At 60.4% G+C, this 19833-nt stretch carries 17 protein-coding genes; 4 read left to right on the top strand and 13 right to left on the bottom strand.

Translation table 11 applies throughout. From position 1 onward, the window contains the following. Positions 1-86: 86 nt before the first annotated feature. A complete protein-coding gene (locus tag BUE15_RS21365) occupies positions 87-1880 on the top strand; it encodes a T9SS type A sorting domain-containing protein (protein WP_084549098.1) in 1794 nt (597 codons plus the stop codon). Positions 1881-2138: 258 nt separating this feature from the next. Here the strand turns inward: BUE15_RS21365 and gldJ are convergent, their stop codons facing one another. Both gldJ and BUE15_RS15365 read right to left on the bottom strand, forming a co-directional pair. Then, positions 2139-3377, bottom strand: a complete 1239-nt coding sequence (gene gldJ, locus BUE15_RS15370) for a gliding motility lipoprotein GldJ (RefSeq protein WP_073287009.1) — start codon at positions 3375-3377, stop codon at positions 2139-2141. Positions 3378-3444: 67 nt separating this feature from the next. After that, a complete protein-coding gene (locus tag BUE15_RS15365; protein ID WP_073287006.1) occupies positions 3445-4461 on the bottom strand; it encodes a PorP/SprF family type IX secretion system membrane protein in 1017 nt (338 codons plus the stop codon). A 401-nt stretch (positions 4462-4862) separates the two neighbouring features. On the opposite strand from BUE15_RS15365, the gene BUE15_RS15360 reads away from it, so the two are divergent. Together BUE15_RS15360 and BUE15_RS15355 are read left to right on the top strand one after the other, a co-directional pair. Further along, positions 4863-7961: an AsmA family protein gene (locus tag BUE15_RS15360; RefSeq protein WP_073287003.1), complete on the top strand. Its 3099-nt coding sequence runs from the start codon at positions 4863-4865 to the stop codon at positions 7959-7961. Between the two features lie 145 nt (positions 7962-8106). After that, positions 8107-8952: a DUF4382 domain-containing protein gene (locus BUE15_RS15355; RefSeq protein ID WP_073287000.1), complete on the top strand. Its 846-nt coding sequence runs from the start codon at positions 8107-8109 to the stop codon at positions 8950-8952. 88 nt (positions 8953-9040) lie between these two features. Here the strand turns inward: BUE15_RS15355 and BUE15_RS15350 are convergent, their stop codons facing one another. The 8 genes from BUE15_RS15350 to fumC form a co-directional block, all read right to left on the bottom strand. After that, positions 9041-9667 (bottom strand): thioredoxin family protein, encoded by a 627-nt coding sequence (locus BUE15_RS15350; protein ID WP_073286997.1) that lies wholly within the window; start codon positions 9665-9667, stop codon positions 9041-9043. Positions 9668-9743: 76 nt separating this feature from the next. Continuing rightward, positions 9744-10856: a T9SS type B sorting domain-containing protein gene (locus BUE15_RS22015; protein WP_073286995.1), complete on the bottom strand. Its 1113-nt coding sequence runs from the start codon at positions 10854-10856 to the stop codon at positions 9744-9746. 654 nt (positions 10857-11510) lie between these two features. Next, a complete protein-coding gene (locus BUE15_RS15340; protein WP_139252331.1) occupies positions 11511-12404 on the bottom strand; it encodes a T9SS type A sorting domain-containing protein in 894 nt (297 codons plus the stop codon). 291 nt (positions 12405-12695) lie between these two features. After that, complete coding sequence (locus tag BUE15_RS15335) at positions 12696-13193, bottom strand: DinB family protein (RefSeq protein ID WP_073286989.1); 498 nt, start codon at positions 13191-13193, stop codon at positions 12696-12698. Positions 13194-13260: 67 nt separating this feature from the next. Further along, positions 13261-13737: a DUF6970 domain-containing protein gene (locus BUE15_RS22385; protein ID WP_244535960.1), complete on the bottom strand. Its 477-nt coding sequence runs from the start codon at positions 13735-13737 to the stop codon at positions 13261-13263. Positions 13738-13833: 96 nt separating this feature from the next. Next, positions 13834-14244, bottom strand: a complete 411-nt coding sequence (locus tag BUE15_RS15325) for a diacylglycerol kinase family protein (protein WP_211617676.1) — start codon at positions 14242-14244, stop codon at positions 13834-13836. Continuing rightward, positions 14237-14833 carry a GNAT family N-acetyltransferase gene (locus BUE15_RS15320; protein ID WP_073286986.1) on the bottom strand — a complete coding sequence of 199 codons (597 nt, stop codon included), beginning with the start codon at positions 14831-14833 and terminating at the stop codon, positions 14237-14239. The genes BUE15_RS15325 and BUE15_RS15320 overlap by 8 nt, the downstream gene beginning before the upstream one ends. Before the next feature lie 101 nt (positions 14834-14934). Beyond that, positions 14935-16341, bottom strand: coding sequence for a class II fumarate hydratase (gene fumC / locus BUE15_RS15315; RefSeq protein ID WP_073286983.1), 1407 nt, complete (start codon positions 16339-16341; stop codon positions 14935-14937). Between the two features lie 184 nt (positions 16342-16525). On the opposite strand from fumC, the gene BUE15_RS15310 reads away from it, so the two are divergent. Beyond that, positions 16526-16816, top strand: coding sequence for a hypothetical protein (locus BUE15_RS15310; protein ID WP_073286980.1), 291 nt, complete (start codon positions 16526-16528; stop codon positions 16814-16816). An 80-nt stretch (positions 16817-16896) separates the two neighbouring features. Here the strand turns inward: BUE15_RS15310 and BUE15_RS15305 are convergent, their stop codons facing one another. From BUE15_RS15305 to BUE15_RS15295, 3 genes are all read right to left on the bottom strand, one after another. Continuing rightward, on the bottom strand, positions 16897-18366 hold the full coding sequence (locus tag BUE15_RS15305) for a TonB family protein (RefSeq protein ID WP_139252330.1): 1470 nt from the start codon (positions 18364-18366) through the stop codon (positions 16897-16899). Continuing rightward, complete coding sequence (locus tag BUE15_RS15300) at positions 18353-19003, bottom strand: RNA polymerase sigma factor (protein WP_073286974.1); 651 nt, start codon at positions 19001-19003, stop codon at positions 18353-18355. Before BUE15_RS15300 ends, BUE15_RS15305 begins: the two co-directional genes overlap by 14 nt. Positions 19004-19127: 124 nt before the next feature. Beyond that, positions 19128-19833: phosphoenolpyruvate carboxykinase (ATP) (locus BUE15_RS15295; RefSeq protein ID WP_139252329.1), on the bottom strand; the 706-nt coding region annotated here is incomplete at its 5' end.

Below are 19833 nucleotides of genomic sequence, written 5' to 3'. Positions count from 1 at the left end.
CCGGTAGCATTTGAGACAAGCGTTTGTCCTAGCAAATCCGCTTCTGCAGCAAGTTTTATTGTTCCCACTTTCAATAATCAGCAGCCATGAAAATCATCTATTCATTGTCTATGGCAAGCTTGATGCTATTGTGGCACACAGTAAGTGCTTTTGCCCAAAATCCCCCCGGCTGGGCGTGGGCCAAACAAATTGGAGTGTTCACCAGTAGTCAAACGGCGCGTAATAGCGTAGCAGGGTTGGGGCACGATGCAGCAGGAAATCTTTACCTAGCAGGCAACTATGTTGGAACTCCTATATTTGATGGCCTTGCAGCCTCAAATTTGGGTGAATCAGATGTATTCATTGCTAAATATAGTCCTGGAGGTAGCCTCATTTGGCTTCGGGCCTTGCAAAGCACTGGCATTGATGTAACAACGAGCCTAGCCGTGGATGCAAATGGCAGATGCACGCTAACGGGCAATTTTGGCAGCGGCAGTGGGGCTAACTTGTCTTTTTCTAGTTTTGGAGTATCCACTACGTTAATCGGGGCGGCGGCATTAGGCTTGCCTGCTTCCAACAACTCGTATGAAGCACTCTCATTTGTAGTGGCCATTGACGCCACTGGAAATTTGCTTTGGGCCCACAACCCTTCCCCTACGTATGGCCTAACCATAGTAGCCACACACTTGGATAGCAGCAGCAACTGTTACGTATCAGCAAATACTTCTTCGCAAAGTGCTCTTGTCGTTACTGGGCAAAATCATCCAGCTGTTGGGGTGTACGACGCTGTGCTTATTAAATACAATTCAGCTGGCCAGCCAGTTTGGACACGCCGGGTGGGTACGCTAGGTGGATATGCCACTGCTGCCGCTGTCAAAACAGATAACAGTGGTGCTGCATACTGGCTTGTAGGTCACAGCGGTACGTTAACAGTAGATCAGACAACCGTTAATGCACCTGCTAACGGTACCAACAGTCTCGTGAAGCTATCTGCTGCCAGCCGGGTGCGCTGGATAAAAAACAACTTATTACGTGTTGGAACGGCCAATGCTGTAGACCAGCTTCTACATACATCGGCCAGCGACAACACCATTTACCTGTCCTGCAACAGTAGCGGAGGAGCCATTTCTTTTGATAGCCCAGCCAGCCCGCTTGTCGTGCCAACCAATACGTACACCGGATGTGTAGCCCGCTGTGATACTGCCGGCCAGATACAATGGGTAAAGCCTGTTTTATCTGCAACTAATGTAGCAGGCGGCTGGCAGGGCCCACTTAATACAAGTATTAAGAACCTGATTCCCGATGCAAGTGGTTACACAGTAGTTACTAGTACCTCTAGGGCCGGCACCACTACCTTTAGTGGTTTCGGAGCGTCCTTTAGTCCTTCCGAAGGTGGCCTTATAGGCATCGCACATTTCAACGGCAATACGCACTTGGCCGATTGGGTTCGTGTTGGCGGTGTCCCGGCCTCGCTTCAGCAAATAGGTGGCGAAGCCAATGGCTCAACCGTAGATTCGGGCGGAAATGTATTTGTAGCAGGCGCATTCGCTGGCACCGCCCGCTTTGGTGGTACTACTCTAACATCAGCTACCATTGCTTATCCGGAAATTTTCTTCGCCAAGCTCGACCAGACTGTGCTCAGCAACCGCAAAGCCGCCACTGGCCTGCGCTGGGCGTTGTACCCCAATCCCGCCCGCCACTCCGTGACGGTAGCTGACTTGCCGGCATCTGTCCGCCTGCGCCTCACCGATGCACAGGGGCGCACGGTGCGGGTGTTCGGGGCGGCCGTTGCGCCGGGCCGGCGCCAGCTGCCGCTTTCTGGGCTGGCTCCCGGCCTCTACCTGCTGCACGCAGAAGCAAACACCGGCATCTATATGCCGCAAAAGCTGCTGATTGAGTAGCGAATCATGGTTCTTCAGGCAGGAAAAAGCCGGGCGACTTGTCCGGCTTTTTTCTTTTCCATACTACCCTGTTGCAAACTCCTTCAGAATCGGGCTGCTGAGCCTTCCAACTAAAGAAGGCCCAGCGCTTTACAGGTGGCCCGCCAGACCACCTTCCGGCCTGGCTGCCCTGCTGACCACCGCAGCCTGAGCAGACTAAAAACGAAAGGGCTGCCCTGGTAGGGCAGCCCTGATAATCGTCCGCGAAGTCCGTGTAGCTTACTTGTTCGAGCCGGCGTTGATCATGGCGCAGCGGAAACCGATAGTAGCGGTTGCCGAATCTTCGGCCATGAAGCGGCGCGTGCCCGGCGACAGCCAGTAGGCTACGTCGCGCCACGAGCCGCCTTTGTACACACGCACGTGGTCGTCGATCAGCGACTGGTAGCCTTTCTTGTCGTACTTCTCCGAGGGGTCGAGGAAGCCGTTGCGGCGGAAGGGGTTCAGGTCTTCCACATCTTCAAACGACAGCGGGCGGTAGATGTCCTGCACCCACTCGTTCACGTTGCCCGACATGTTGTACAGGCCGTAGTCGTTCGGCGGGTAAGCGTAGATGTACTCCGTAATCATGGCGCCGTCGTTCAGCGAACCGGCAATACCAGCGTAGTCACCGCGGCCGCGCTTGAAGTTGGCGAGGAACTGGCCCATTTTGCCACCATAGGGGTTACGTACCTGACGGCCATCCCATGGGTAAATGCGCTTGTTTTCCTGGTTTTCGTTGCCGGTTTCCTGGGTGCCGATAAGGGCCTGCGCGGCGTATTCCCATTCAGCTTCGGTGGGTAGGCGGTAGTTCGGCAGGGTGTTGCCGTTTTCGATGGCAATCCGGGTTTTGCCGTCGCCGTCGGTGCCTTCAGCAGCGTCGCCGCCTTTCTTCTTTTTCTTGAACAGGCCGCCGCCTCCGCCGCCATCGGCGTTAGCAGCCAGCGTTTCGTTCACCTTGGCCGTCCGCCACGTGCAGTAGTCGTTGGCCTGTAGCCAGCTTACGCCCACCACAGGGAAGAAGCGGAAGCCGGGGTAACGCAGGTAGTAGTCTACGTACGGGTCGTTGAACGACAGTTCGCGGGCCCAAACAGTAGTGTCGGGCAGAGCCGACTGATAGAATTCTTCCGACGAGTCTTTGCGGATATAGTGCAGATACTCAAGCCAGTGGATGTTAGCTACTTCCGCTTCGTCCATGTAGAACGAGGCGATGGTAACGGTGCGCTCCACGTTGTCGTGGGTCATCGTTACGTCTTCTTCCTGCGAGCCCAGCACCGTACGGCCGCCTTCGATGAAGATCAGGCCGGGACCTTCCGGAATGCCTTTGTAGTCGGCTACCTTCATCCCCTCTTCGGTATTATAATCGATGCCCGTCGTCGAGCTGTACTTACCGGGTTTGGTAGCAGTGGGCGGACCGCTTTTGCAGGAAGCCAGGGCGCAGGCTCCTACGACCGCAAAACGCAGGTACTTGGAAAAATTCATGATTGAGTTGAAACTACCTGTTAGAAAAGAGGTTAGGCAAGGCAAGTTGCTGCAATAATACAACAATTCAAAAGGATGGACAAGGAGGCGCCGGGGAATTTCTGCGTTTGAGTCGGCGCCATGCCGCTTCCAGCGAATCAAACGCACGCAGGCTCAAAGATATTTCATGCGCCCCGCCTAAGTCGGCACTCAAGCTGCTCAGGGCCACATCATAAGCGTAGCCGACCCGGAAACTGCCCACGCTCACGCCGGCAATGGCGGTCAGAATCTGCTGCGGGCGTGGGGCGCCGGGCAGCGGAATGCCCCGGTACAGGGCGCCCAGCGTAATGGGCGTCACGGTTGCGTACAATCCGGCCTCAGCGCGCTGCGAGCCGCCCTGCCGCACATAATGCACGGTAGGCGTCACGCTGATTTCGCGGTAGATGCGCTTTTCGGTGCGGCGCACGAAGTAATGCTTGTAGCCGGTGCTCAGCTCGTAGCGGAGCGGCAGCGTGCTTTGGGAGCGAAACCCTAAGTCAGGCTGATTGAGGTGATGCCCGGCCACCGACACCCAGAAGTTCTCACTATATAGAATAAGGCCGGTGCCCAGGCTCAGGTAGCTGACGGGGTTGAAGTCCAGCGGCTCGCGGGTGGTGGGCGCCGTGGAGCCATCCTCCGAAAGCTGGTCGCCGAAGACGAGGTTGCCGTAGCTGATGCGCTGGTTGCCGAAGCTGGCCCGCAGGCCGCCGCTGAAAGCCAGGTTTTCGTTGATGCGCGAGTGATAAGCGTAAATGCCGCCTACCTCGAAACGGGTGTAGCCGAGGCCACCGGTCCGGTCGTAGTTCAGGAGCAGGCCGGCGGCGCTGTGCTGGTCTTTGAAGCGCAGGTCGGCGGCGAGCTGACTGGTCTGGAACGTGCCGGCCAGCGTCGGGAACTGGTTGCGGTAGCTGAGCGTGAGGCTGGCATCATCAAGCAGGCCGGCGAAGGCCGGGTTCTGGTGCAGGCGGGTGGCGTAAGGCTGAGAGAAGTACAGGTCCTGGGCGGTGGCCGGCAACGTCAGCGCGACGGCCGCCGCCGTAAGGGGCTGGCGCAGGCGGCGCGGCACACGGCAGCCACTGATATTTCTCCGTCGGAATAGCCCCATCATCAAGCTGTTAAACGCCGAGCTGCCCCGATTCGTACGCGGCCAGTCATCTTTGCGGAAACTAAATTGTCGATTTCCCTGCTCAATAACGGTATATCGGCCCCATAAATCGACCAAACGCCTGATTTTGCAGACCAGGCCTGCGGGGCTGGCACGCTGAGGCTGCTACTTTTGTAGCAGCTCGCCGGGGCGCCGGTGGGCAGCGGCGGCAGTATTGCCGAAGGCTGGAGGTCCGTCCAAAGTGCAACCACGGCGGGCGGTGTGCTATCTGCTAAGCAGGTAGCGGCTCTGAGCATTCGGCCAGCGCTGCAGCGGCTTAGCAGTAGGCTGAGCTTTGTTTTTCCTTCATCACTCTTTCAATTATGCGCAAATTCTGGATTGGCTTACTGATTTTTCTGGTGGTGCTGGTAGCGGCGGTGGCCCTTACGCCGCTGTTGTTCAAAGACAAGATCAAGCAGGCCCTTGATAAGCAGCTGGCCGAGCGGATAGATGCCAAGGTGGAATACGACCCGAGCAACGTCAGCCTGAGCCTGCTGAGCACCTTCCCCGACCTGGCCCTGGGCATTGATGAGCTGCGCGTAATCGGGCAGGACTCGTTTGCGCGCGACACACTGGCTTACCTGCCGTCGTTTCGGGTGGGCATGGATTTGATGAGCGTTATCAGCGGCGACCAAATCAAGATTAAGAGCATTCTGCTGGAGCGGCCCGCAATCAGTGCGAAGGTGCTGAAGAGCGGCAAGGCCAACTGGGACGTGATGCTGTCGGACTCGGCGGCCGCGGCCAAAGGGCAGGACACCACTTCGCTGAACCTGGCCATCAGCAAGTGGGAAGTGAAGGATGGGCACCTGCGCTACGAAGACCGCACTTTGCCCTTCAAGATGGAGCTGCGTGGCCTGAACCACACCGGCTCCGGCGACTTCGCCAGCAACGTCTTCGACATGGTGAGCCAAACCACGGCCAACCAGTTTTCGATGGCCTACGACGGCACCGAGTACGTGAGCAAGAAGAAGCTGACCGCCGACGTGACCATGGCCATGGACTTGGACAAGATGCTGTTCACGTTCAAGGACAACAAGGTGCAGCTGAACGACTTCCCGGCGCAGTTTGCCGGTTCAATCGGCCTGCCGAATGCCACCGACATCACCTACGACCTGACGTTCAAGGCGCTGGAAACCGACTTCAAAACGATTCTGAGTCTGGTGCCCGGCGTGTATACCGAGCAGTTTAAGGATGTGCAGGCCGGCGGCAAGGTGGCGTTTGAGGGCTACTTCAAGGGCGTGCAGAACGAGGTGAAGATGCCCGGCTACGGCGTGAATCTGCAGGTGAAGGACGGCATGTTCAAGTATCCGCAGCTGCCGCAGGCCGCCAAAAACATCAACGTGGATATGGTGGTGGACAACCCCTCGGGCTTCACCAACAACGTGAAAGTGAATGTGAAGCAGTTTCACCTGGACCTGGGCGCCAACCCAATTGATGGCAACGTGGCCATTGATGGGCTGGAGCCGATGAAGGTGGACGGCCGCGTGAAAGCCAACGTGGACCTGGCCGAGATGATGAAGGTGTACCCGGTGCAGGATTTGCTGCTGCGCGGCAAGCTGTTTGTGGACGGCACTGCCAAGGGCACTTACTCCAAAACCCAGATGCCGGTGGTGCAGGCCAAAATGAACCTCACCAACGGCTACGTAAAGAGCAAGCAGTTTCCGGCCCCCATCGAAAACCTGACCGTGGCGGGCGTGGTGACCAACCCGACGGGCCAGCTGAACGACACGCGCGTGGACATCAGCAACTTCCGGATGCTGCTGGAAGGTGAGCCGCTGGAAGGCCGTGTGAGCACGCAGGGCGTAGATAAGCTGCGCTTCGATGCCGACGTGAAAGGCACCGTGGACCTCACTAAAATCACGAAAATCTTCCCGCTGGAAGGCATGACCGTAACGGGCCGCCTGAACGGCAACGTGGCCGCCAAAGGCAACATGGCCGACATCGAGGCCGGCCGCTACCAGACGGTGGTGGCCTCAGGCACAGTGAATGCGCAGAACATTACCTACAAGAGTGCCGACCTGCCGCAGGGCATGAAGGTGACCAAAGCCACGGCCACCTTCAATAACGACAAGATTGTGCTGCAGAACATGAGCGGCTTCGTGGGCTCGTCGGACATTGCGGCTTCGGGCACCATCAGCAACTACATGGGCTACCTGTTTGTGCCCGGCCAGCCCTTGCGCGGCAACCTGACCGTGAATTCGCAGCGCTTCAACGTGAACGAGTGGATGGTAGACGAGGTATCGGCCATGCCGACCAAGGGCGCGGTGGCAGCCACCAAAGCCCCGGCCGCCGCTACCAAAGCCGACGGCGTGCTGCAGATTCCGAAAGAGTTTGACCTGACGCTGAACACCACCGTGGGCCAGGTGATTTACGACAACCTGAAGCTGGAAAACGTGAAGGGCACCGTGGGCGTGCGCGACCAGACGGCCACGCTCAACGGCCTGACGTTTAACACGCTGGGCGGCGCGTTTGCCACCACCGGCTCGTACAGCAGCAAGGATTTGGCGCACCCCAAGTTCAACTTCGGGCTAAACATCAAGAACCTGAACTTCCAGAACGCCTTTTCGGCCTTCAACTCCATCAAGACGCTGGTGCCGCTGGCCGACAACCTGGAAGGAATCTTCTCCACCAACTTCAACGTGAGCGGCGAAATGGGGCCCGACATGATGCCCAACTACAGCACGCTCACCGGCAAAGGCCTGTTTGAGGTGGTGCGCGCGGCCGTGAGCGGCTCCCCGGTGATGAACAAAATCAGCAGCCTGACGCAGTTTCAGGAGCTGAAGAGCTTCGCCGTGAATAACAAGGATGTGGCGGCCGAAATCATCAATGGTAACTTCATCGTGAAACCCTTCGACCTGAACGTGGGCCAGATCAAGATGACGGTGGGCGGCTCCAACAACATCAGCAGCGGCGGCCTGGAGTACGTGACGGCCCTGAACGTGCCTACCGGCAAGCTCGGCAACCAGCTTAGCGGGCAGCTCACGCGCCTCACCGGCGTCTCGGACATCAAGGGCACGGAGCGCGTGACGCTGGGCCTCACCATTGGCGGCACTGTGAGCAACCCACAGGTGAAGCTGAGTACCGGCAGCGTGAAGGCGCAGGCGAAGGACATCGTCACCAACATCGTGCAGGCCAAGGTAGATGACGCCAAGCTGCAGCTGCAGGCCAAAGCCAAAGTAGCCCAGGACAGCCTGCAGCGGGAGTTGCAGCGCAAGCAGCTGGAGCTGCAGGCCAAGGCGCAGCAGGAAATCGAGAAGAAAAAGCTGGAGGCCCAGGCCAAGCTGAAAGAGCAGGCGACCAAAGGCCTCAACTCGCTGTTTGGCAAGCCCAAAACGCAGCCCGCCAAGCCCACTGAGCCAGCTTCGGCCCCCGCTACTACCCCGGCACCAGCCAAAACGGACACCACCAAAACCGGCGGATAGCACAAACCGGAGAGCAATAGAAGTTTACCCAGCAACGTTCAGGCCGTCAGTCGGCCCGTTTGTTGCCGCACAACGGAGCAGCGCGGCCGCCGTATACGCCGCACTGCTCCGTTTTTGCTTTCTACCACTTCGCTTTTCCAAGCCCATGAAACTGACCCGTTTTCTTCCCATAGCCCTGCTGGCCGCCCTGTCCTTCACTGGCTGCAGCAAAGACGATGACTCCGCCTCCGGCAACACCAAGCTGGAAGTGCGCCTCATGGACGGCCCCGGCGACTTTCAGCAGGTAGTGCTGGATGTGCGCCAGATTGAAGTGCACCTCCAGGACGAAAACAACCCCGACGGCTGGCAGACGCTGCCTTTCCAGGCCCAGACCATCAACGTGCTGGAATACGTGAATGGCCGCTCAGCCCTGTTGGTCAGCACCGATTTTGAGCCCGGCGACCTGAAAGAAATCCGGCTGCTGCTGGGGCCCGACTCCTACGTAATCGGGCGCGACGGCCAGCGCTACGACCTGAAAACGCCCAGCGGCCAGACTTCCGGCGTGAAGCTGAAACTCGACAACGTGACCGTGCGCCCCGACCAGACCTTCCAACTGCTGCTCGACTTCGACGTGGCCAAATCCATTGTGGAGCGCGGCAACTGGCGCCCCGGTAACGACAAAAAGGAGCGCTACCTGCTGAAGCCCGTCATTCGCGTGCTGGCGCAGGAGTTGCGGGCCAGCTTGCGCGGCACCGCTACGCCGGCTGCTGCCCGGCCGCAGGTACTGGCCATCCGCCAGTCCATCACGCCCGCCGACACGTTCAGCACCGCCACCGATGCTACTTCCGGGGCCTTCCAGTTTAGCGGTCTGCCCTCGGGCACCTACCGCGTCGAGCTGTTCCCGACGACTACCGCCCCCACCGGCCAGGCAGCTTACCGCGTTGTGACCCGCACCGGCGTTACGGTCGTGAACGACCAGGTGACGGATTTGGGGTCCATTCCGCTGCAGTAAAGCATTCTGGCGCATCTACAGCAAAGAGAAGCCCCACCTGCCATATTCGAGGTGGGGCTTCTCTTTTAAGGCTACTTTCCAGATATGGCTACAGCGTTTGCAACAGCGCCAGCAGTTCGCCTTGGGTGGTCTGGGTTTTGTCGTGGGCATACCAGCCGTGCACCTGCTCGGCGTACTCTTCGTGAGTGGCGCCGCGGGCTTTCAGGTCTAGTAGCAGCTTCTGAGCCGGAGCCGGGCGGGGGCCCCAGTTGGCGGCTTCCGTGAGCGTGTCGGCGTGCAGCACCACCAGCTTCGGGATGGAGCGGGCGCCATCCGTGAGGTACTGGTCCATCAGGTCGGGGTGCTCGTCGCGGAGCATGTAGTGCGTCGTGATTTTGCCTTCCGAGGCCAGCGCTATGGCTTCCAGCACCGGCACAATCTGCGAAGCATCACCGCACCAGCCTTCCGTGATGATGAGCCACGCGTACTGGCCCTGCATCCGGTTCAGAGTGGTCTGCACGGCGGGCAGCAGCTGCACCGTTTTGTCGAGGCGCTTCATGCGCTGCACATTCAGGCGGGTGTAGTCGGTCAGCTCCTCCGACTGCTGGGGGCCGGTGGTCTTGCCGTCGGCCAGCAGCTCATCAATCAGCAGCCGGTAGCTGACGTAGGAATAGGCCGTGGCGAGGCGTTCGGGCGTGAGAACAGGAACAGGCTGGGTCAGGGAAGTGGTGGACATTCTGTGAGCAGATGAGTAAGCGTATAAGGGGCTTCACGGGTAGCCATGTTATACAGGCTTGAATGTACGAGCATTTTCAGCGAATTATTTCCACCCAGCCCCGGTAGACTCGGCCGTACGTTTCGTCACGCAGGTAATAATAATACACTCCCGCTGCCTGCTGCTCGGCCCGCCAATCGTTCGTATATGCTTCTGTCTGAAACACCTGCCTTCCCCACCGGTCATAGATAGAGAGCCGCATCACCCTTGAAGACGGAGCCACGATACGGAATACATCATTCTTACCGTCTGCGTTGGGAGTGAAAACATTTGGTATTTCCAGTGGGGCACACTCCACCTTGCGCACCCGCACCGTAGCCACTGTCGTATCGCAACGGGTGCGGATAAGTAGCCGATAAGTGCCGGGCTGCCGGATGCTGTACTCCGTTTCCGGGCTGCCATCAGGCCATTGGTACGTGATACCTTGGGCGGCAGGCGGCACACGCAACACGAGCCGCTCATCTGCGCAGACAATCGTGTCGGCGGGAAGGCGGGGCGGCACGGGTGCAGCCAGTCGGCGTACCCACACACTGTCCCGTACGAGGCAGCCGTCGGCGGTGCGCGCCGTGAGCCGGTAGAGGCCAGCCGCCGTAACCGTACGACTTGGGCCATTGACTCCATCAGTCCATTGGTAGTCCTGAAAGCCGGCGCGGGCAGTAAGCAAGCGTGGCTCATTAACACATAGCTCCACGGGCGGCAGCCCTAGCAGCCGGTGTCGGGCGGGGTCGTAGAGGCTTACCTCCACCGTATCTGAAACAGTGCCACAGCCAAAGTTGGCCGTAACGATGTAGCGGCCCGGCTGGCGCACAAGCAGCGTGGGCGTGGTGGCACCCGTGTTCCAGCGGTAGCTGCTGAACCCTCCCGAAGCCGTCAGGGGTACGCCCGCGCCGCTGGAGGTGCATAGAAACTGGTCGGGCCCGGCCGTCAGCGTCAGGCCGGCTGGCGGCACGGCTTCCACCGACACATCGTCGATGGCGTAGATGCTAAGTGACTCCCGGCTGCCGGGAGAAACAGGCGGTACCGGATATAACGGTTGGGTAGTTACCAATTGCGGTGCCCGGAAATTTCCCAATGTCAGGTACTCTTCGCCGCCCTGTGCCACGAATGTTCCAGTAATCCGCTGATAATGTAGCGTGTCCGTCAGCAACATACCGGGGGGCGTGCCAACCTGCGCCGGGTAGCCAAGTAGCGGCCGAGAATTTTGCTGAACGGGAGGCACAACCGAAAGATACGCTTGGAGTGCATCGCAGGCTAGGGGGACACGCTTAGTGACGCGAAATTCTTTTGTCCAACTCAGCCGCGCATAGAACGTAACGCGGTAGGTGCAGCCTGCTTGCAAAGGGTTAGCTAGGCGCGTCTGCGCATAGGTGCGGCCCTGGTCCTGCAAAGGGTGGTTATAGGCTACAGGCTGCAACAGAACGTATGCTCCCCCATTGCGCGGTGTGTACCAAGTAGTATCCCAGGGCTCTCTAGGTGTCTGCGGAAAACTATAAAATGATTTATTACATTTTAGAACATGCCCAACGTATAGATCAGTACTTGGACATACCCAACTGTTTGCCCCAGTTGAGTTGCAACTTGACCCAGTACCAACATTAGGGAGCATACGCGCCCATCCTACACAGTTTGGATTGTACTGAGTGCAGTATAGGTACTGCTCAAACCCTGGATTTCTAACCAAATTCTGCCCATAGCTTGGTAGCACCAGCACCACCAGCAATACAGTCAACCAACTTCGCATCACCCAACGCATAAGGGGCACCCGGCCGAAACCGGGCACCCCGTGTACATTCGCTACCACTGTTTATTGCTCTGTTTTCTGCAGCCGGCCTGTTGTCACCTTATCCGTAACCAGCCGGTAGTAGTAAAGGCCGGCCGGTAACGTGGAGGTGTCAAAGATGATGCTTTGCGCACCGCTGCCATAAGGCTGCTTGTCGAGCACCACCAGCCGCTCCCGGCCCGTGGTACCATCCAGAATCTGCAGGCTTACTGGTCCGGCTGTGGGCAAAGTAAACTCCAACCGGGCCTTGCCTTCCTGTAGTGGGTTCGGGTACACGGTCACGGGTGCGGGGGCCGTGCCGCCTCTGTACAAGCGAGTATCTGGCTGGAAGTAGCCAATCACCGGCGCTGAGGTACCGCAGCCGTTTGTAACGGTGAGGGTGAGTTTGAACGTAGTATTGAAGTTTCCTTCCTGCGCGAAGAATGGCCCGGTGTTCGGGTTGCCCGGCACCGGATTGGCGTTGGGGTTGCACCCACTGTCATAGATAAGGCTGTTGAGCGCTACGGTAGAGAGCATGACGCCCGCCACATCAATGGGTGGCGACTGGCACACCAGTAGGTCATACTGGCCGGTGGCCGGATTATAGCGGTCAAAGCGGACGCGAAACGAGTCATAGGTGCCCGTGCTGAACGTAACGTCCAGCCCGCCTCCGTAGGCTCCCAGCTGCGTGGGTGCGGCCGGATTGGCGGAAGGTGTCAGCTGCGTACCGTTGCCATAGTTGAAACGGAAGCCCGCCAAAGCCGCCGTCAGGGCATTGACGCGGACCAGACCACCTGCCTGCTTGGTTTTGCCGCATTGGTCGCGTCCCCGCACCAGTATCTGGTAATAGCCGCTGTTGGTACTCAGGTAGCCGTTGTTGAGGGTACGGATGTCCGCAGGCAGCGCCGTCAGCAACCCCGCACGGAAAAATTGTTTCATAAAAAGCTGATTAAAAGATGAATGATACTACATCCAAGTAACCGCTTTTTTCTATGAATAAACCTATGCTGATAGAAAAACTTATGCCTGCCCGGACATATCCCAGGCAGGCATAAAGTAGTAACTAAGAGCGTGTTTGGAAATTTGCGAAAACGCCGTTTCTGTCATGCTGAGTTTGTCGAAGCATCTCTACCGCTTGGTTGAAAAGCCTCATACGAAGCGGTAGAGATGCTTCGACAAGCTCAGCATGACGTTCTTTTATAATTCCCAAACACGCTCTAAGTGTCCCTCCTACAGGCTCACCGTTTCTTTGCCGGCCGCCGTCAGCGCGCGGCAGTAGGTGATGTAGTCGGTGTTGATGGGTTCGAGGCCGTTTTCGCGCAGGCGGGTAGCCACCTGGGCCCGGTGGTAGTTGGCGTGCACCGGCACGTGCGTGAAAATGTCCGACACCTGGCTGGTGTAGCTTTCGCCCGCCGAGTTGGTGTAGGAAATCAGGCGCAACTGCTCGGCTTCGTCGGCGTTTTGCACGTACTGCCGGAAGCGCTCCGACGTTTGCGCGTGCCAGTGATGCAGGCCGGCCAAATCGTGCTCCTGCCACACTTTCACGGGGCTGGGCGTGGCCGTGAGGCGGCCGAGCCAGATGGCCTGCGCATTGAGCACATGGCTGAAAAGACGCAGGCAGACGGCCGGAATTTCCTGGCCGTTGGCCACTAGGCCATCGAGGTGGCGCAGCAGGGTTTCGTTGGCCCACACGTTGTAGGCTCCCAGCTTTTCGTTGGTATTTATCATGGTACTTGGAAATGAAGGCCAGGCGTAGCGGTGCAGTGTTCACCCCCCTTAGCTACCCGGCCTGGACTTACTGCCTGGGGTCCTGCCAAACCAGCTTTTCCTCCGTTTTGTTTTTGTTGAAATCCGCACAGTTTCCGTCGCCGCGGCCCGTAAAGCCGCCATCGGGGTGGCAAATGAGCTTGCCTTTTTGGTCGTAGAGGTTGGTAAACTGGTCACAGCACGGCGACGTTTCGTAGTACACCACGGCGTCGCGGTAGCGGTAGCGCAGAATCTGAATGGGTGGGTTCTGCTTTTTCTCGGCCAAGTGCGCGTCAATCTTAGCCCGCAGCCAGCCCGGGCGGGCCGTGGTGTCAAACGCCGCTACGGGGGCGTCGGGCACGGGCGTGGTGGTGTTTTTGGCCGTTGGGGCCGGCGTGGAGGTGATGCCCGTAGTGCCCGTGGCGGGCGTGTCAGTAGGCGTCGTGACGTTGACGTTTTTCTGGCAGGCAAATCCGAAGAGCAGCAGACTTACCGCCGCAGCCGGCAAAAACGAATAGGAGCGCATAAGCACGGAGAAAGAGGGCGCGAAAGTAAGCAGGCCGGCTCAAAAAGCCAGTCCTATACCCGAGCTTACGCCCTCCCGCGCCGCAGGGTTCGGCCGCTACGCCCCCAGCCAGGCCCACGCCCGCGGCCCGAATACCAGCAGCCCCACCGCCAGCGCCGCCACGGCCCCCGCCAGCACGGCCCCGGCCGCCACATCCTTGGCCCGGCCCGCCAGCGGGTGGTACTCCGGCGACATCAGATTCACGACGGCTTCAATGGCCGTATTCACCAGCTCCAGGCTCCAGACCAGGCCCACGGCCAGCGCCACCAGCGCCCACTCCCAGCGCGCCAGCCCACAGTACCAGCCCAGCCCCAGCACCGCCACCGTAGCCCCCGCATGAAACTGCAGATGCACCTCAGAGCGCAGCGCCGCCGCCACGCCCCGAAAGGCATAGCCAAAGCTGGCGGCCCGCTGGCGCAGCAGCGCCGGAAAGCGGCGGGGCGGGAGGTGGGGGTCAGGGTTAGCCACGGGCGGTATTGAAGGCGCCGAAGACGGTATGGCGCAGCTGCTCCCACTCCGGCCGGATGATGCTGAACAGGATGGTGTCGCGCCGGATGCCGCCCTGCGTGGGGCGGTGGCTGCGCAGGCGGCCTTCCTCGGTGGCGCCCATCTGCCGCATGGCGTTCTGCGACTTGTGGTTGCGGGCGTCGGTTTCCAGCTCCACCCGCTCGCACTGCAATTCGTCGAAAGCATAGCGCAGCAGCAGATGCTTGGCCGCCCGGTTGAGGCCCGTGCGCTGAAAATCCGTCCCAATCCAGGTGTAGCCGATGCTCAGCCGCTGCTCGTGGGGCACTATGTTATAATAGCTGGTGCTCCCCGCCGCCCGGCCGGTTTGCTTGTCGATGATGACAAACGGATACCGCAATGCCTGCGCCCGGCCCTGCAGCGCGGCCGCCACGTAGGCGTCCAGGCTGGCCCGGTCGTCGGCGCGGGTGAGGGTATAGCGCCACAACTCCGGGTCGGCGGCCGCGGGCAGCAGCAAGTCCGCGTCGGTAGCTGTCAGCGGGCGCAGCAGGGCGCGGCTGTTTTCGAGAATGATGTCAGCGGAGAAGTCCATGCGGGCAGCAGCTACAGTACGGAACGTAAAGATGCCCGAAAAACCGAAACGCCGCTGCCCCGGAGTGGAGCAGCGGCGTTTCGGTTTGGCTAGCGGTTGGCTTACTTCTTAATCTCGCCCACCATGTCCTCGGGCTTCAGCCACTCGTTGAACTGCTCCTCGGTGAGGTAGCCGAGCTGCAAAGCCGTTTCCTTCAGCGTCGAGCCGTTTTTGTGGGCCGTCTGGGCAATTTCGGCGGCTTTATAGTAGCCGATGTGCGGGTTGAGGGCCGTGACCAGCATCAGGCTGCTGTCCACGTGCTTCTTGATGTTGGCTTCCAGCGGCTCGATGCCCACGGCACACTTGTCGTTGAAGCTCACGCACACGTCCCCAATCAGGCGGGCCGAATGCAGGAAGTTATAGATCATCACCGGCTTGAACACGTTCAGCTCGAAGTGGCCGTTCATGCCGCCGATGTTGATGGCCACGTCGTTGCCCATCACCTGCGCCGCTACCATGGTCATGGCTTCGCACTGGGTGGGGTTCACTTTGCCGGGCATGATGCTGGAGCCGGGCTCGTTGTCGGGGATGTGCAGCTCGCCGATGCCGGCGCGCGGGCCCGAAGCCAGCAGACGAATATCGTTGCCGATTTTCATCAGCGAAGCAGCGACAGTCTTAAGGGCGCCATGGGCTTCCACAATGGCGTCGTGGGCGGCCAGGGCCTCAAACTTGTTTTCAGCGGTGATGAACGGCAGGCCGGTGAGGTTGGCAATGTGCTTGGCGACGTTTTCGGAGTAGCCGGCGGGCGTGTTGATGCCGGTGCCCACGGCCGTGCCGCCCAGCGCCAGCTCGCTCAGGTGGGCCAGCGTGTTCTTGATGGCGCGCAACCCGTGGTCGAGCTGCGACACGTAGCCGCTGAACTCCTGCCCTACCGTCAGCGGCGTGGCGTCCATGAGGTGGGTGCGGCCGATTTTGACGATGTGCATGAACTGCTCCGACTTGCTTTTGAGCGTGTCGCGCAGCTTCTCGATGCCGGGAATGGTGGTTTCGACCAGGATTTTGTAGGCCGCAATGTGCATGGCCGTCGGGAACGTGTCGTTGGAGCTCTGGCTCTTGTTCACGTCGTCGTTGGGGGCCAGCACCTTTTTCTCATCCGAGAGGCTGCCGCCCTGCAGCACGTGGCCGCGGTAAGCCACCACCTCGTTCACGTTCATGTTGCTCTGCGTGCCCGAGCCGGTCTGCCACACCACCAGCGGGAACTCCTTATCGAGTTTGCCTTCCAGGATTTCGTCGCACACTTTGCCAATCAGCTCGGCCTTTTCGGCGTCCAGAATGCCGGCGTCGCGGTTGGTGAGGGCGGCGGCTTTCTTGAGGTAGGCGAAGGCGCGGATGATTTCCTTGGGCATCCGGTTGATGTCCTGGGCAATCTGGAAGTTGTCGATGGAGCGCTGGGTCTGGGCGCCGTAGTAGGCGTCGGCCGGCACCTGCACGGTGCCCATGGTATCTTTCTCGGTGCGGAACTGAGTCATGCTTCTAATGGGTGAGAAGAGAATAAGAGTACGGGAAAGCGCGCCGCAAGCCGGCACGGCGCAAAAGTACGCAACTGCCTACGGCCCGCCACGGCAACCCCAAAATTCTGCGGCCCGGCATTCCGGCCACCGCGGCCGCGGCCTCGTATAGCCGGTTTTAGGCAATCATCCAGTTAGCATTTCCATGAAAAAGACCTTCGAAGACGAATCTGACGCGCTGTCGGCCAAGCCCGAGCAACCCACCACGTCCCAGCCTTCCGCCGTGACGCCGCCCTCCCAGGAAAACACGGCTCCTACGCCTCCTTCGGCCCAGGACATCAACACAAACCCCAATCAAACGCCCGTGCCCGTAGCTGGCAACGGTGCCCCCGACTATAGCCAGGTAGAAGTGAAAACTGAGCCCGAGCTGCCCACCCCCGACAAAGCCGGCGGCAGCGCTACCGAGCCCGAAAGCGGCGGCGGCTACAGCGGCTAGCGGCTACATGGTGAAAAGGAGCGCCTGCTCTGCTACGCCTATGCGGGCCGGCAGAGTAGGCGCTCCTTTTTAGGGTCCTCTTATTGCTGGTCAGCAATGCGGAACGGCACGCTGATTTGCACCGTGCGGGCCGTGCGGCGGCCATTCACGACGGCCGGATGCCAGGCCGGGCCTTCCTTCAGCAGCCGGATGGCTTCGGCATCACACTCTTCCGTGAGGCCCTTCACCACCTTGATATCCTGCAGCGCGCCATCGGTATTCACCACGAAGCTGAGCTTGACGCTGCCTTCCTTTTCGTCTTTCAGGGCCTTTTCCGGGTACTCCAGATTGTCGCGCAGGTAGTTGCGGAATGCCTGCTGCCCGCCAGCCGGCGTGGCGGCCAGATCCATCGGCGCCGGGGCCTTTTCGCGGCGCACCAGCACGGGCGTTTCCGTTGGTTGCGGAGTCAGGGCCAGCACCACGGCACCGGAGTCCGTTGGTACCGGCAGCTCCCGGGAAGCGTAGCCGGCGTGGTCGAAAGCCAGCGTTGTGGTGGAAGCTGACACCGTTACCACAAATGAGCCGTCGGGGGCGGTGGTCACGCCGGTATCTACGCCGTTGGCCCGTATGCGCACGCCGCCTAGCCCGTTGGCCCCCTTACTATCGGTCACGCGGCCCTGCACTGTGCGCGTTTCGGCGCGCAGCGCATTGGCATCTATGGTCCGGGCCTTTGCCATTTTGCTGATGGCGCTTGGCGCGGCTGCCGCCTGCATGCGGGCTGTAGCGGCCCTGCTTTTGGCATAGGTTTGGGCTGAATCCGCTACGGCCTGCCTCGCACCTTCTTTAGCAGCTACGTCTGCCTTGTCGGCCGTCATCGATTCAGTCTCTGCAGAGGCGCCCTGCACAGTCTCCATTGAGGCAGTAGTGGGCGCAGGGGCACTGCTCATGGCAACAGCATCGCTCAATTCAGGTGCTGCACCGGCTTTCGGCGGCGCTGCCTTTGCCAAGCGGCGGGTTTTCAGCGGCTTCGTATTCAGTGCCACGGCCGGAGCAGAAATTGTCGTTGCCACGGCGGCAGAAGTTTCCGCAGCCTCAGTTTCAGGAGCTGGCGGAGTTGCAGCAGGCGGAACGGTGGCATACGACTCGGGAGCAGAAGCCGGCTGACGCAGAGCACCAGAAGACGCCGCAGCCGGTCCTTCGGAGGAGCGGCGCAGGCCCAGCCATACGCCAGTGCCCACCAGCAGCAACAGCACCACGGCCGCCAGCTGCCGCCACGGCCACATCGGCACCACAGCCGGACCTGCCGTATCAGGTTCCAGTTCGGCTACGCGGGCCCGCAGCCGGGCCTGCAGCCCGGAAACGGCCTGGTCGGTAGTGGCGAGGTCGGTTTGCGACAGGCCTTCCAGCACATCGGCGCAGCGCGGGCAGGCCTGCGTATGGCGCTCTACGCGGTACTGCTCAGCGGCTGGCAGCGTACCGGCCACGTACTGCCGCAGCACCGCCAGCGGCAGGTGCTCCCCGGCCGAGCCGGCGGGCAGCAAAGAGGACGGAGACTGATTATCGGGCCGCATCGGAAGAGAAAGACGAAGGCGTAGAGGAAGGAGGTGATTCGAGGTGGCGGCGCAGGTTGCGCTTGCCGTTTTGCAGATGGCTCTTTACCGCATTCAGGTCGTAGCCGGTTTCCTGGGCAATGTCGCGGTAGCACTTCTTTTCGAGGAAAAACAGCTCCAGACATCGTCGTTGGCCGTCGGGCAGGGTGGCCAGCGCGTGCTCCAGGGCTTGCAGGCGGGCTTCGTTGAATCCGGCTTCCTGAGGGTCATCCTCCTCCAGATGCCCGGCCACCGCCGATTCCATACTGGCCGCATCCGGAAAGTGCAGCACCAGCCCGCCGCCCCGGTCGGGGCCGGGGCGCTGCCGGGCCCGCAGCAGCATGAGGCAGTGGTTGCGGGCGGTGGCGTGCAGCCAGGCCGGAAAGTTGTCCACCTCGTGACGCCGCAGCTTATCTACCAGCTGCTCAAACAGCTGCATCACAGCGTCCTGCGCATCAGCATCGTCGCGGAGGTAGCGCCTACAAATGGCAAACACCTCCGTCATATGCCGCTCGTACAGCACGCCCAGGTCCGCCACCGCACCCTGCTCCCGATAGCGCGCCAGCAGGGCGGCATCAGGCAACTCGGTGGGAGCAACAGGACGGCGGCGAAAAAACATAATGATATACCAAGCCGGCCAGTAGCCCGCAGCTGTAGCCAAGATACAGCCCAAACGCAGAACCCGCCTGCTCTTCGCACGGAAGGCAGGCGGGCTCACTACTCAGGTTCTATGTTGCTACTGGCTACACGCCGGCCACCACTTCTGCTTTGGGAGCCCCGGCGAGGATGTCGTCGGAGGCGAAGTCGGCGAAGCGCTGGAAGTTGTGCACAAACTTGTGGGCCAGCTCAGTGGCCGTCTTGTCGTAGGCTTCTTTATCGGCCCACGTGTTGCGCGGGTCCAGGATGTCGGTGGGCACGCCCGGCACCGCAGCCGGCACCTGCACCCCGAACACCGGGTGCCGGTGGAAGTCCACCGCGTCGAGCCGGCCTTCCAGCGCGGCCGTAATCATGGCCCGCGTGTAGCCCAGCTTCATGCGCTGGCCCACTCCGTAGGCCCCGCCGCTCCAGCCCGTGTTGATCAGCCACACCCGCACTTCGGGGTGCTCGTCCATCTTCTGGCCCAGCATTTCGGCGTAGCGGGTCGGGTGCAGCGGCAGGAACACCTGCCCGAAGCAGGCCGAGAAGGTGGTCTGCGGCTCGGTGATGCCCATCTCCGTGCCCGCTACCTTGGCCGTGTAGCCGCTCATGAAGTGGTACATGGCGTGGCTCTTGTCCAGGCGGCTGATGGGGGGCAGCACCCCGAAGGCATCGGCCGTCAGGAAGAAGATGTTCTTGGGCGAGGGGCCCACGCTCGGCTCCACGGCATTGGGAATGAAGTGAATCGGGTAGGCCGTGCGCGTGTTCTCCGTCACGCTCTTGTTGGCGTAGTCCACGGTGCTCGTGCCGGGC

The sequence above is a fragment of the Hymenobacter psychrotolerans DSM 18569 genome (genome assembly GCF_900142395.1).
GTDB classification, from domain to species: Bacteria; Bacteroidota; Bacteroidia; order Cytophagales; family Hymenobacteraceae; genus Hymenobacter; species Hymenobacter psychrotolerans.
Note: the sequence above shows the minus strand (reverse complement) of the source record. Positions and strands in the feature narration are given on the sequence as shown.